The organism is Pseudomonas sp. CFBP 13602, from assembly GCF_014842725.1.
GTDB classification, from domain to species: domain Bacteria; phylum Pseudomonadota; class Gammaproteobacteria; order Pseudomonadales; family Pseudomonadaceae; genus Aquipseudomonas; species Aquipseudomonas baltica.
Genome location: NZ_JACYVT010000001.1, coordinates 263,741 through 277,552 on the forward strand (window position 1 = coordinate 263,741; position 13,812 = coordinate 277,552).

The window sequence follows — 13,812 nt, forward strand, 5'->3', positions numbered from 1 at the left end:
ATCAGCTCGATCCGAAATGACTGTGCAGCGTATCCACAACGATCCGAGCGGCGTCGGCTGCGGCATTGTCGTTGAGCAATGCCTGCCAGCCGCGGCGACCGGGCAGGTGCCGAGCCCTCTGCAGTAGAGCCGGCCACTGATCTGCAGCCGGGACACCGAGCACACCCAGTGCCACGCCCAACCTTTCGAGCTGCAACGCCTGCAGGCGTTGCTCATCGAACGGGCGCTGCTCGGCAATGGCGATCAAACGCCCGCCCATATGCGCGACCTCGGCGACCACATTGTCCCCGGCACTGCCTACCACGATCTCGGCACGCAGCAGTTCCGGCAAGGGGTCGACCAGGTGCCCCAGCAGCGTCAGGTTTCCCGGCAGCGGCAGGTCACTGGCGGGCAGCGGTCCGGCTACACGAAATCGATCTTCGGGGCAGCGTCTGGCAATGGCGATCAGTGAATCGACGGTGAAGGCCGTGCCGCCCTGCCCGGTGATCACCAGCACCGCGCCATGCCCAGGCGCCACGTGAGCGCTGCTTTGCTGGCTGTAGCGGGACACCCAACCGCAGTGGTCGGTCTTGGCCAGCACCCAGTCGGGCATCTGGCTGCACTCCATCGAGGCCGGGTATGGCGCGAGCAAGCGCGAGGCCGATGCATAGGCCTGCAGATGGGCCGGGTCGGTACGTTCGCCGTGCTGGCGCATGTACACGCACGGTACGCCGAACAGGCGCGCCAGCATCGCCACTTCCACGGATACATCGACCACCAGCAGACACGGCCAGGCGCTACGCATCCAGTCGGCCAGAAGCCCCATGCGTTCGCGCAGCCCGTCCACGGCCAAGGGCGCGTAATGCAGCGCGGGAAAGCTCTCCACATGCATGTCGGGCGCAGTGTCGCCGGGCAACTGCAGGGCCTTGATCGTCGAGGGGTAGTCGGCTTCGGGCAACCGCGAGCCGATCAACGTGACGTCGCAGTCCAGGTGCCGGGCGATGGCCAGGGCGCGCATGCCATGGCCGGAGCCGTGGTGATGCACGTAGTAGCCGACCTGCGCGCGCTCAGGCACCGGCGTCGGCCACTTGCCGCAACAGCGCGTCGTAACGGTCGAGCATGACCTCGTGGCTCCACTGGCTCTCGGCATGAAGGCGGCAGGCCAGGCGTGACTTGCGCCGGGCCAGGCGCAAAGCGTGTGCCAGGCCTTCGACGTCGCCGCCTGCGGCCAGCGCACCTGTTGCGTCGGTCAGCAGATCGCCCACCGCGCCGCGGGCGAAGGCCGCTACCGGTGTGCCGCAGGCCAGGGCTTCTGCCACGACCAGGCCGAAGGGCTCTTCCCAGCACGGGGTGACCAAGGCGGCGGACGCGCTGGCCAGCTCGATGGCCAGTTCGTCACGGCCCAAGTGGCCAAGGTACTGGCACTGGTCATTCAAGCGCGGCTGGATCTGCTCCTTGAAGTAACGCGGGTCGACCGCCTGACCGGCCAGGCGCAGCGGTACGCCGGCCAGTTTCGCGGCGTCCATGGCCAGGTGCGCGCCTTTGTCCGGCACCAGCCGCCCGAACCAGATGGCATGCTCGAGCGGTGCCGCGCGCGGCGACCACAGCTGCAGGTCGATGCCGTTGGGGATGACATGGCACTCGGGAACGACCTCTTTCCACTGCCGTGCGTTGGCTTCGGAGATGGTTGCGAAGTGCCCGGCGCGGCGCTCGCCGCTGTAGGCGTTGATCAATTCGAAGAAGGGTGGGGTGTGCAGCACCGTCAGCATCGGCGTGCGAATCATCGAGGCCATGGTCGCAGGCACATAGTGCAGGCTGTTGTTGAAGATGACGTCGAAGCGGCGGTCGTCGATGTTCTGCATCGCTTTGAGGTAGGCGTGATGCTCCTCGATGTACTCGGAGCTCAGGCAGGCCCGTCGACCGTCCTTGTAGGTGGTGTCATCCCACACCGGGACAATGTTGAGCGCCGGATCGCTGGACGAACTGGCGAACAGCGTGACGTCATGGCCGCGTTGCATCAGCCCGGATGTCACATCGTGGGTGAACGCTTCCAGGCCGCCGGCGAACGGTTGGCGAATGGGGTGTTTGATGTGCGTCAGCACACCGATGCGCAACGGGCGGGCGGAAGATGAAGACATCGGGGATGTTCCTGGCACGGATTGCAGCTTTGAGGCTGGCGTGCAGGAATGGTTGCATAAAGTAGCAGCGCGATACCGCAGCACCCGGTTCGCGGCCTCAGGCCGCTCCTACAGGTGACCTCGCATCCGTAGGAGCGGTCAACGGCCGCGAAAAGCACACCGCGGATTGACTGACATACCGCAGCGCCCGTTTCGCGGCCTCAGGCCGCTCCTACAGGTGACCTCGTATCCGTAGGAGCGGTCAGCGGCCGCGAAAAGCACACCGCGGATTGACCGACACACCGCAGCGCCCGGTTCGCGGCCTCAAGCCGCTCCTACAGGTGACCGCGAAGCCGTAGGAGCGGTCAGCGGCCGCGAAAAGCACACCGCGGATTGACTGACACACCGCAGCGCCTGGTTCGCGGCCAAGGACCGCTCCTACACAGGTTATGCCCTGCCGTATCAGGCCTTGAGGGTGGCCATGTCGATCACGAAGCGGTACTTCACGTCACCGGCGTGCATGCGCTCGAACGCCTCGTTGATGTTCTTGATGTCCAGCATCTCGATATCGCAGGTGATGTCGTGCTCGGCGCAGAAATCCAGGACTTCCTGGGTTTCCTTGATACCACCGATCAACGAACCGGCCAGAACGCGGCGCTTGAGCACCAGGTTGGCCGCATGCAGGGCGGGATCTACCGGCTGGATCAGCCCGACCAGAATGTGCACACCGTCGAAACGCAGGGTTTCCAGGTAGGGGTTCAGGTCGTGCGGCACCGGAATGGTGTCGAGCAGGAAGTCGAAGGTCTCGGCGGCGGCCTTCATCTGCTCGGCATCGGTCGATACGATCACATGGTCCGCACCTTGGCGACGGCCCTCGGCAGCCTTGCTCGCCGAACGGGTGAACAGCGTCACTTCGGCGCCCAGCGCCTTGGCGAACTTGATGCCCATGTGGCCCAGGCCACCCATGCCCAGAATGCCGACCTTGTCACCCGGCTTGACGCCGTAATGCTTGAGCGGCGAATAGGTGGTGATGCCGGCGCACAGGATCGGCGCGGCGTTGGCCGGGTCGAGGCCGTCGGGAATGCGCACCACGAAATTCTCGCTGACCACGATGCTGTCGGAATAACCGCCCATGGTGTTGCTGCCATCGACGCGATCAGGCGTAGCGTAGGTCATGGTCGGGCCTTCCAGGCAGTACTGCTCCAAGTCCGCGTGGCAGGCATCGCAATGCTGGCACGAGTCGACCATGCAGCCCACGCCGACGCGGTCGCCCACGGCGTACTTCTGCACCTGGGAACCGACGGCAACCACGCGGCCAACGATTTCGTGGCCCGGTACCAGTGGGTAAACCGCAATGCCCCAGTCGTTGCGGGCCTGGTGCAAGTCAGAGTGGCAGACGCCGCAATACTGGATTTCGATGCTGACATCGTCAGGGCGCAAGGCGCGACGTTCGAAGCTCAAGGGCGCCAGGGGCGTGGTGGGCGAAAGCGCGGCGTAGCCGAGTGCCTTGGACATGGTAAACCTCTCGAAACGAAAAATGATTAGGCTTAGATTGTGGCTTTCCCGCGCGCCTGCGGCCATGTCCGATCCTGCGCAATGAATGCCCATTCCTCCGAGCACCCCGCAAACGGGGCCCGAACGTGCGATCATCCACGACTGATTTCATGCCTGATCCGTGGTATCCCATGAGCCTGACCAAACACCTCGACGCCAACGCCCGCCTGGTACAGCTGATTCGCCCGCTGGCCATTGCCGATGACTGGATCCCGACGGCCATCGACGGCCTGCGCGTGGTTTCGTGCCGCAGCCACGTCGCGCGGACCGCGCAGATCTACGAACCGAGCCTGATGGTGATCGCCCAGGGCAGCAAACTGGCGTACCTGGGCGAGCGCACCCTGGAATACGGTGCGGGCCACTACCTGATACAGGCACTGCCAGTGCCGTTCGAGTGCGAGACCTTCGCCAGCGAGCAGTTGCCCCTGCTCGGTGTATCTATCCCGATCGATCGAACGCTGTTGGGTGAACTGGTGCTGGCCATGGAGCCCGGCCCGAGCCAGGCACAGACCACCGAGTCGATGACTGCCGTAGCGCTGGACGACGCCATGCGCGGCGCGGTGGAACGGCTGCTGCAGTGCCTGCACGATCCCCAGGAGCGCCTGGCCATGGCGCAGGCCCGGTTGCGCGAGGTGCTTTACACCGCACTGCGCGGTCCCAATGGGCATGTGCTGCGCGCGCTGGTCGAACAGCAAGGGCAATTCGCACGTATCGCCGGCGCGCTGTCCTGGCTGCACGCACATTACGAGCAGCCGCTGCAAGTCGACGACCTGGCGCGACGGGCGAACATGAGTGCTTCGACGTTTCACGAGCATTTCAAGCGCAATACGCTGGCCTCGCCCGTGCAGTACATCAAGCGCCTGCGCCTGCTCAAGGCCCGCGCGCTGCTGGTCGCGGATGCAATGAACGTCAACCAGGTCGCGTTGCGCGTGGGTTACCAGAGCACCTCGCAGTTCAGCCGGGAATACAAACGCCTGTTCAACCACAGCCCTGGCCAGGAACGAGTAACGCGCTGAACCCAGACGCGGCTCGCGCCGCTGCTACAGAGGCACCGCGATCCCCTGTAGCCGCGGCGCAAGCCGCGTCCGGCATCACCGCGTGGCATCAGACACACCGCTCCCACCGCCGACGCGGCTCGCGCCGCTGCTACAGAAGCACCGCGATCCCCTGTAGCAGCGGCGCAAGCCGCGTCCGGCATCACCGCGTGGCATCAGACACACCGCGCCCACCGCCGACGCGGCTCACGCCGCTGCTACAGAAGCACCGCGATCCCCTGTAGCAGCGGCGCAAGCCGCGTCCGGCATCACCGCGTGGCATCAGACACACCGCACCCACCCCCGACGCGGCTCGCGCCGCTGCTACAGAAGCACCGCGATCCCCTGTAGCAGCGGCGCAAGCCGCGTCCGGCATCACCGCGGGGCATCAGACACACCGCTCCCACCGCCGACGCGGCTCGCGCCGCTGCCACTGGCGCCACACATCCTTTGTAGCAGCGGCGCAAGCCGCGTCCGGCATCACCGCAGGGCATCAGACACACCGCTCCCACCGCCGACGCGGCTCGCGCCGCTGCTACAGAGGCACCGCGATCCCCTGTAGCAGCGGCGCAAGCCGCGTCCGGCATCACCGCAGGCATCAGGGACGCCCGGTCAGGTTTCGCGTACGACCAGCTCGAAGCCGAGGTCGATTGCCTGGGCGCTGTCACTCTTGCCAGCCATGCTGTCCAGTAACATCTGCGCCGCCTTGCGGCCGATCTCGGCGCGCGGGGTACGGATCGAGGTCAGGCGCGGTACCAGATGCGCCGAACCCGGCAGATCGTTGAAGCCCACCATGCCCACTCGTCCCGGAATGGCGATGCCCAAGCGCTGGGCCTCGTAGATGGCGCCCTGGGCCAGGTCGTCATTGCAGAAGAACACCCCGTCGACATCTGGATGACGCTGCATCAGGTCAGCGAACAACTCGCCGCCCAAGCCGATCGACGAAGGCTGCGGGCACAGCACTTCGAGTTGGGGATCATGCACCCCCGCCCTTTCCAGCGCCGCCCTGAATCCTTCGGCGCGCTGCATCACACGCGGGTCGAGCTGCGCGGCCACATAGCCCAGGCGTCGGCGCCCGGCGTCCAGCAGATGCTGCGCCGCCACGCTTCCGGCCTGCTCCTGGGAAAAGCCGACACAGGCACGCCCGCCGCTGGCGCCCAACTCCATCATGTGCACGCACGGCACACCGCTGCTGTGCAGCATGGCATGCGCACGCTCGGTGCGGCTCATGCCCGTCAGCAGGATGCCGCCCGGCTTGTAGGCCAGGTAATTGCGAATCAGGTTTTCTTCTTCGTCGACATCGTAGTGGTAGTTGCCGATCAGCACTTCCAGCCCGCGCGGACGCATCACTTCGTGGATGGCCTCCAGCGTGTCGATGAACAAATGGTTGGACAGCGAGGGAATGAGCACCACCACCGACTGGCTCTGCGCCGAGGCCAAGGCGCGTGCGGCCGGGTTGACTACATAACCCAAGGTCTGCGCGGCCTCCAGCACCTTGCTGGCCAACTGCGGAGCGACTGTGGACACTCCGCGCAGTGCGCGCGAAGCCGTGATAGGGGAAACACCTGAAAGTTTGGCAACTTCGGCCAGGGTGGGCAGGCCAGTTGCGCGTGAGCCGATTCGCGCCATGATTCTTGTTGTTATCTACTTGCAATGAAAAAGAGTTGAGGTAAGGTAGCGCTGTCTCGAATCCAGAGCAATAATGATTTGTGCCTTGCTATTACCGCAGGCTGCACCAGACTGCTTTGACAAGATCAATAAGATGAGGGCGCCGTATCCACGAACGGCCGGCCCCAGCAGGAGTGACTTGATGAATGCCCCTCTGAACGCTTTGGTGGTGATGGGAGTATCCGGCTGCGGCAAGAGCAGCGTCGGTGCCGCCATCGTTGGCCGCAGCGGCGGCCGCCTGATCGAAGGCGACAGCTTTCATCCCGAGGCCAACATCGCCAAGATGAGCGCCGGCCACCCCCTCGACGACAACGACCGCGCCGGTTGGCTGGTGCGTCTGGGCGAGGAAATGCGTGCCTGCATCGAGTCCGGGCAACGCCCCGTATTGACCTGCTCGGCGCTCAAGCTCAAGTATCGCAAGACCCTGCGCGACGCCGTGCCTGGCCTGGGCTTCGTGTTTCTCGCATTGACCCGCGAAGAAGCCGCCAACCGCGTTGCCCATCGGCCCGGTCATTTCATGCCGGCCAGCCTGATCGACAGCCAATTCGCTGCCCTGGAAGCGCCGACCGGCGAACCATTGACCCTGGACCTGGACGCGACCACTCCCATCGTGGAGCTGGCGCAGCAGGTGGAACACTGGCTGATAGAGCACGGCACTTCCACGCTGGCTTGATCGGCACTTGAAGACAGCGCTGTCTGAGCATCCCGCGCAGCAGTGCCTGATGTCCCCAACCACAACCGTTGCGCCCACAACAACGACAACACGAGGCAAACCTTTATGTTTGGCTTAGCTCACGACACTTACTTGCTGCTCGATGCACTGGTCACCATCATTGGTCTGATCGTGCTTATCACCCAGTTCAAGGTCCACCCCTTCGTCGCACTCACCATTGCGGCGATCTTCCTCGGCCTGACGTCCGGTTTGCCGGTGGTCAAGGTCATGAAGTCCTTCCAGGACGGCTTCGGCGGGGTGCTTGGATTCGTCGGCATCATCCTTGCGCTGGGCACCATGCTCGGCAAACTGATGGCCGATTCGGGCGGCGCCGACCAGATCGCGCAAACCTTGATCCGCAAGTTCGGGGTCAAGCGCATCCACTGGGCAATGATGTTCTCCGCGTTCCTGGTGGGCATCCCGCTGTTCTTCGAGATCGGCTTCGTGCTGCTGATCCCGCTGGTGTTCATCGTCGCCCGCCGTTCCGGCGTGTCGCTGGTGAAGATCGGCATCCCGCTGCTTGCCGGTCTTTCGGTGGTCCACGGCCTGGTGCCGCCACATCCGGGTCCGCTGCTGGCCATCGGCATCTTCAACGCCGATATCGGCAAGACCATTCTCTACGGCCTGATCGTCGGCCTGCCCACTGCGATGATCGCCGGCCCGATCTTCGGCTCGTTCATCTCCAAGTACATTCCGGGCAATCCTTCCAAGGAGCTGATGGACCAGATTGCCAAGGAGTCGGACAACCAGAACCTGCCCAGCTTCGCGGTGACCCTGATCACCATCCTGCTGCCCGTGTTCCTGATGATGCTCAAGACCTTCGCCGACGTGGCCTTGCCGGCAGAGAACCTGTTCCGCCAGTGGATGGACTTCATCGGCCACCCGATCACCGCGCTGCTCGCGGCCCTGTTGCTGGCCTTCTACACCTTTGGTGTGGCGCGCGGTTTCGACCGTTCGAAGATCATGAAGCTGCTGGACCAGAGCCTGGCCCCGACTGCGGCCATCGTGCTGATCGTCGGCGCTGGCGGTGGTTTCAAGCAGATGCTGGTGGATACCGGTGTGGGCAACATCATCGGCCAGATGGCCGTGCAGGCCGAGGTCAATCCGATTCTGCTGGCGTGGCTGGTGGCTGCGGTGATTCGCGTTGCAACAGGCTCGGCAACGGTCGCGACCATCACCGGTGCCGGTATCGTCGCCCCGGTCATCGGCATGATGCCCGGCGTCAACCGTGAGTTGCTGGTGCTGGCCACCGGCGCCGGCTCGGTGATCCTTTCGCACGTCAACGATGCGGGTTTCTGGCTGGTCAAGCAGTACTTCAACATGACCGTGACCGAAACCCTGAAGACCTGGACCGTGATGGAAACCATCCTGTCCGTTGTCGGCCTGATCTTCATCCTGCTGTTGTCGATGGTGGTCTGAACCCGATCACATATGCAATTGGGTAGCGCCTATTCGCGGCCAATGACCGCTCCTACAGATGTGCATTCCCCTGTAGGAGCGGTCATCGGCCGCGAAAGCCCCCCCCGCATATCAGCGCCGCTTCAAGCGATCGATGATCACCGCGATCAGCAGAATCGTCCCGCGAATCACGTACTGATAGAACGTGTCGATATTCTTCAGGTTCATCGCGTTCTCGATGATCGCCAGAATCAGCACGCCGGCGATCACGTGGCGAATCATGCCAATGCCCCCGGCCAGCGACACCCCGCCCAGCACACACGCCGAGATCACCGTCAATTCGAAGCCCTGGCCGATCATCGGCTGGCCCGAGGTCATCCGCGACGCCAGCACCACACCGGCCAGCGCACCGATCACACCGTGCACGGCAAAGATGATGATCTTGGTGCGATCCACGTGCACACCCGCCAGCAGCGCCGCTTCCTGGTTGCCACCGATGGCCATGGTGTTGCGTCCATAGGTGGTGTAGTTGAGCAACCAACCGAAGAAGATGAAGCAGACGATGGTGATCAGGATCGGCACCGGCACGCCCATCAACTGGCCATTGCCGAAGATGAAGAAGTCCTCCTGCATGACCCCGACGGCCTTGCCGTTGGAAAAGATATAGGCCAGGCCGCGCACGATCTGCATCGTCGCCAGGGTCGCGATCAAGGCATTGATGCGCAACTTGGCGATGACGATGCCGTTGATCAGGCCAACCACCAGCCCCATCAGCAAGGCCGCGCCCACGCCCAGCAGCACGCTTTCGGTGTCGCGCATCACCACCGCCGCGATGACCCCGGCGCATGCAATCACCGAACCCACGGACAGGTCGAAATGTCCGGACGCCAGGCAGTAGAGCATGGTGCAGGCCGCAATGCCGGTGGTCGAAATGGCCAGGCCCAGCCCGCGCATGTTCAATGGCGAGAGGAAGTTGTCGATGAACATCGTGCACAGCACGAAGATCGCCAGCGCGGCGAGCAGCATCACCCACTCGTCCAGAAAGCGACGCAGGTTGAGACCCTGGCGGGGGGCCGGCAGCGTGTTTTGCGTAGACATAAGCACCTCTGTTGTTATTGTTCAGCCGCGAGTGCGCGGCAGTGCCAATTGCAGCAACCTGGATTCCTGCGCCTGCTCGCGCAGCACTTCGCCGGTCAACGCACCTTCACTCATGACCAGGATTCGATCGCTGATGCCGATCACTTCCATCAGGTCGCTGGACACAACGATCACCGCGATACCATCGGCGGCCAGGCCGTGAATGATCTGGTAGATCTCGGCCTTGGCACCGATGTCGATGCCGCGTGTGGGTTCGTCGAGCAACAAGACCTTCATCGGCATCGACAGCCAGCGACCGAGGATGGCCTTCTGCTGGTTGCCGCCGGAGAGGTACATGATCGGCTGCTCGGCGGACGGGGTCTTGATGTTCAGCGCCTTGATCTGGCGCGCGGCGTTCTCCTTTTCCCACGGGCCCTGCACCAGGCAGCCCAGGGTGAGATGGCGGTCGCGGGCGCCGATGTTGATGTTTTCGGCCACACTGGCCAGGGGCACGATGCCTTCCTTCTTGCGATCTTCGGGGCACAATAGAATGCCAGCGGCGATGGCGTCGCGCGGGTTGGCCAGGGTCAGCGAACGCCCATCGAGGGTGAGGCTGCCTGCCTTGCTGGCGGCCAATCCGGACAGCAGGCGCAACAGCTCGGTGCGGCCTGCGCCCACCAGGCCGAAGAAGCCCAGCACTTCACCCTTGGCGACGCTGAAACTGACCGGCTCGTGCAGACCCGGCCCCAGCAAGCCCTCGACGCGCAGTGCCTGGCCCTGATGAGGGCGAGGACGGTAGTTGTAGATGTCCTGGATATCGCGGCCGACCATGCAGGTCACCAACTGGTCGTGGGTCAACTCGGCCATGTCGTCGAAAGTGCGCACGTAGCGGCCATCCTTGAACACCGTGACGGCGTCGCAGATGCGGAATATCTCCTCCATGCGGTGGGAGACATAGAGGACCACCCTGCCCTCGTCGCGCAGCTTGGCAATGATCGTCATCAGCCGGTCGATTTCCCGTGCCGACAAGCTGCTGGTCGGCTCGTCGAAGGCGATCACATGGGCATTGCGCGACATCGCCTTGGCAATCTCGACCAACTGCCGCTGGCCCAGGGACAGACTGCCCAAGCGCTGGCGTGGATCGATCTCGTCGGCCAGACCGGCGAGCAGCTCGCCGGCACGGCGCAGCATGGCGCTGCGATCGATCAGGCCGAAACGCGCTGGCATGTGGCCCAGCAGCAGGTTTTCCGCCACGCTCATTTCCGGCACCAGGTGCAGCTCCTGGTGAATCACGGCCACGCCGCTGCCGATGCTTTCGGCAGCGGACTTGAACACCAGGCTCTGGCTGCCAATCTGCAGGCTGCCCGTGCTGGGCTGGTAGGCACCGCCCAGGATCTTCAACAAGGTGGACTTGCCGGCACCGTTTTCGCCCATCAGGGCATGCACGCTGCCCGGGCGAACTTCGAAGCTGATGTCCGACAGTGCGCGCACGCCCGGGAAATTCTTGCCGATACCGTTGAAACGCAATGACTCTACACGCATGGATACAACTCCAGAGCAGGCATCACGGCACGCCGTGAAGAATCGGCCTCTGCCAGGGCAGAGGCCATGGGTCGGATCAGTTCCACAAACCGATCTTTTCCAGTTCCTGCTTGAAGTTCTCGCGGGTGATCAGGGTCACATCATCCATGGCGGTGTATTTGGGCGGTTCTTTGCCGGTGGTGACCCACTCGAACATCATGCTTGCCGTGTTGTAGCCCTCGGTATGGGGGCTGGGCAGCATGGAGCCGAAGAAGCCACTGTTGGCTTTCTTCAGCTCACCGATGGCATCGGTACCGTTGATGCCGATGCCGATCACGTTGGCTGCGGCGAACCCGGCACTCTCGGTGGCGCGCACGCCACCCAGCACGGTGTTGTCGTTCATGCCACCGATGATCAGATTCTTGGCGCCTGACGGCAGCTTGACCAGCGTGGAGTTGGTGGCGTCCATGCTGCCGGGTACATCGAGGGTCTTCTGCGCGGCGAAAAGAATGTGCTCGGTCGGCAGGCCCGCAGCCTTCAGCGCCTTGACCGAGCCGTCGGTGCGCTTCTTGCCGGTATCCAGCTCGTTGTAGGTATTGATGATGGCGTAGGTGTCTTTCCAGTCCCAGCCACGCTTCTTGGCTTCGCCGGCCATGGCCATGCCCTGTTTCTCGCCGACTTCGAAGGCGGCCATGCCCAGGTACGGCACGTCCTCCATGAAGTTGCCCTTGGCATCGACGAAGCGATCGTCCACGGCCATTACTTTCATGTCGTTGAGTTTGGCCTTGGCGACGATGGCCGGGCCTAGCGCAACGTCAGGAGGGCAGATGACGAAACCCTTGACCCCATTGGCGGCCAGGCTGTCGATGGCCGAAAGGGTTTTCTCGCCGTCGGGCACGGCGATCTTGATGACCTTGAAGCCCTTGTCCCTGCCGGCCTTCTCGGCAAAGGCCCACTCGGTCTGGAACCAGGGCTCTTCAGCCTGCTTGACCAGGAAACCGATCTTGACCTCTTCGGCCCACGAAGCCGACGAGCCTGCGAACATCGCGGCGGTCAGGGCGGCACAACACAGGGAACGGATCCCATGACGACTCAACATAGCTAACTCCTTATTTTTATTGAATAGCTACAGCGTCCAGCGATATCAGCGAATAGTCATACCATATAACAGGATGGGCATTTGTAACGTAACGTCACGCTTGCGCCATCCACAGCGGCGTGTCGTAGATCCTGTCAGAAATGACACCACGAGTGATCTGGCAAATAGTATTACCATTTATTTTTACGGACGTCGAATTTCAGCTATACCTGCCAGTGCAGCCACCGCCGGAGTCCGGTTGTCCAACCCCGGGATCCAGCCATTTCCTATAAAAAACTACGGAACGCCTTACATGCCTATTTATCAAAAACTGCTCAGCGCCATTGGATTGACCCTCATGACTGCTTCCATCTCTGCCCATGCGGCAGGCTTGACTTCGACCCGCGAAAGCTTCGGCGCGCTGCCCGATGGCACGCCGCTGGAAAAGATCACCCTGAGCAACAGCCACGGTATGAAAGCCAGCATCATCACCTACGGCGCGACCTTGCAGGCGCTGCAAGTGCCGGACAAGAAAGGCGAGGTTGCGGATGTGGTACTGGGCTTCGATGACATTCAGGGCTACCAGGCCAATCCCACCGTGTATTTCGGCGCCACTATCGGCCGCTTCGGCAACCGCCTGGCCGGGGGCAAGTTCAACCTGGACGGGCAGACCTATTCGGTACCGCTCAATGACAAGAGCAATGCCCTGCACGGCGGCACCCGAGGGTTCGACAAACACGTCTGGGCCGTAGAGGCCACGCAGGATGCCGACCAGGTCGCGGCCACCTTCACCTATCGCTCACCCGATGGCGAGATGGGCTTTCCCGGGACCCTGGCGACCCAGGTCACCTACAGCCTGAACGAACGCAACGAACTGCGCGTGCAGTACAAGGCCACCACCGACAAACCCACCGTGCTCAACCTGACCAACCACAGCTATTTCAATCTGGCCGGTGCCGGCAGTGGCGATGTGTTGAAGCAGGTGGCCACCTTGCATGCGAGCCGCTACACGCCGGTGACGGCGAAGTTGATCCCGACCGGCGAGTTGGCACCGGTGAAAGGCACGCCGATGGATTTCCTCGCCCCTACCGCCATTGGCAAGCACATCGGCGCCAAGCATGAGCAGCTGGCGTTCGCCGAGCCGAAACAAGGCGGCTTCGATTTCAACTGGGTACTCGACAGCGCAGGCGACTTGAAACGCGAGGCCGCCAAGGTGACCGACCCGGTCTCGGGGCGCACCTTGACGCTGTACACCACCGAGCCAGGCGTGCAGTTCTACACCAGCAACTTCCTCGACGGCACCGTTCGCGGCAAGGGTGGCAAGGTGTATCCGCACTGGGGCGCCTTCACCCTGGAAACCCAGCACTTCCCCGATGCCCCCAACCAGCCCACGTTCGCCAGCACCCGCCTCGATCCCGGCCAGACCTACACCCACACCACGGTGTTTGCCTTCTCGGCGCAGTGATTCGGCCTGACCGACCGCAGCGCCCGTTTCGCGGCCACGGACCGCTCCTACGTGAGGTGGACAGCGCCTGTAGGAGCGGTCATCGGCCGCGAAAGGCTGACTGCGATGTGCCTGACCGACCGCAGCGCCCGTTTCGCGGCCACGGACCGCTCCTACGGATATCGGGCATGGATCGTGGGCAAAAAAAAGCCACCGCACTGACGTGAGGT

General features: G+C 63.3%; 11 protein-coding genes. 4 read left to right on the forward strand and 7 right to left on the reverse strand.

The features are described from left to right. Position 1: 1 nt before the first annotated feature. The 3 genes from IFU31_RS01155 to IFU31_RS01165 form a co-directional block, all read right to left on the reverse strand. Positions 2-1,054 carry a hypothetical protein gene (locus tag IFU31_RS01155; protein ID WP_192102047.1) on the reverse strand — a complete coding sequence of 351 codons (1,053 nt, stop codon included), beginning with the start codon at positions 1,052-1,054 and terminating at the stop codon, positions 2-4. Then, positions 1,047-2,117 carry a glycosyltransferase family 4 protein gene (locus tag IFU31_RS01160; protein WP_240998779.1) on the reverse strand — a complete coding sequence of 357 codons (1,071 nt, stop codon included), beginning with the start codon at positions 2,115-2,117 and terminating at the stop codon, positions 1,047-1,049. The genes IFU31_RS01155 and IFU31_RS01160 overlap by 8 nt, the downstream gene beginning before the upstream one ends. A 441-nt stretch (positions 2,118-2,558) precedes the next feature. After that, the gene (locus IFU31_RS01165) at positions 2,559-3,611 is read right to left on the reverse strand and encodes an NAD(P)-dependent alcohol dehydrogenase (RefSeq protein WP_185793405.1); all 1,053 of its coding nucleotides are present in this window, start codon (positions 3,609-3,611) and stop codon (positions 2,559-2,561) included. Between the two features lie 170 nt (positions 3,612-3,781). Here IFU31_RS01165 and IFU31_RS01170 point away from each other — a divergent pair, with 170 nt between their 5' ends. After that, positions 3,782-4,666 (forward strand): AraC family transcriptional regulator, encoded by an 885-nt coding sequence (locus IFU31_RS01170; RefSeq protein ID WP_122478229.1) that lies wholly within the window; start codon positions 3,782-3,784, stop codon positions 4,664-4,666. A 630-nt stretch (positions 4,667-5,296) separates the two neighbouring features. Here IFU31_RS01170 and IFU31_RS01175 read toward each other — a convergent pair. Further along, complete coding sequence (locus tag IFU31_RS01175; RefSeq protein WP_192102048.1) at positions 5,297-6,313, reverse strand: LacI family DNA-binding transcriptional regulator; 1,017 nt, start codon at positions 6,311-6,313, stop codon at positions 5,297-5,299. A gap of 181 nt (positions 6,314-6,494) precedes the next feature. Here IFU31_RS01175 and IFU31_RS01180 point away from each other — a divergent pair, with 181 nt between their 5' ends. Further along, positions 6,495-7,025, forward strand: a complete 531-nt coding sequence (locus IFU31_RS01180; protein WP_192102049.1) for a gluconokinase — start codon at positions 6,495-6,497, stop codon at positions 7,023-7,025. Between the two features lie 105 nt (positions 7,026-7,130). Beyond that, positions 7,131-8,483, forward strand: coding sequence for a GntP family permease (locus IFU31_RS01185; RefSeq protein WP_122477027.1), 1,353 nt, complete (start codon positions 7,131-7,133; stop codon positions 8,481-8,483). Positions 8,484-8,594: 111 nt separating this feature from the next. Here the strand turns inward: IFU31_RS01185 and araH are convergent, their stop codons facing one another. The 3 genes from araH to IFU31_RS01200 form a co-directional block, all read right to left on the reverse strand. Continuing rightward, a complete protein-coding gene (araH, locus tag IFU31_RS01190; RefSeq protein ID WP_122477025.1) occupies positions 8,595-9,560 on the reverse strand; it encodes an L-arabinose ABC transporter permease AraH in 966 nt (321 codons plus the stop codon). A 21-nt stretch (positions 9,561-9,581) separates the two neighbouring features. Further along, complete coding sequence (araG, locus tag IFU31_RS01195; RefSeq protein ID WP_122477023.1) at positions 9,582-11,081, reverse strand: L-arabinose ABC transporter ATP-binding protein AraG; 1,500 nt, start codon at positions 11,079-11,081, stop codon at positions 9,582-9,584. A gap of 76 nt (positions 11,082-11,157) precedes the next feature. Further along, positions 11,158-12,159, reverse strand: a complete 1,002-nt coding sequence (locus IFU31_RS01200; protein ID WP_122715288.1) for a substrate-binding domain-containing protein — start codon at positions 12,157-12,159, stop codon at positions 11,158-11,160. 292 nt (positions 12,160-12,451) lie between these two features. Between IFU31_RS01200 and IFU31_RS01205 the strand changes: the two genes are divergently transcribed. After that, entirely contained in the window at positions 12,452-13,603 is a 1,152-nt protein-coding gene (locus IFU31_RS01205) for an aldose epimerase family protein (protein WP_240998721.1), read from the forward strand. Positions 13,604-13,812: the final 209 nt, after the last annotated feature.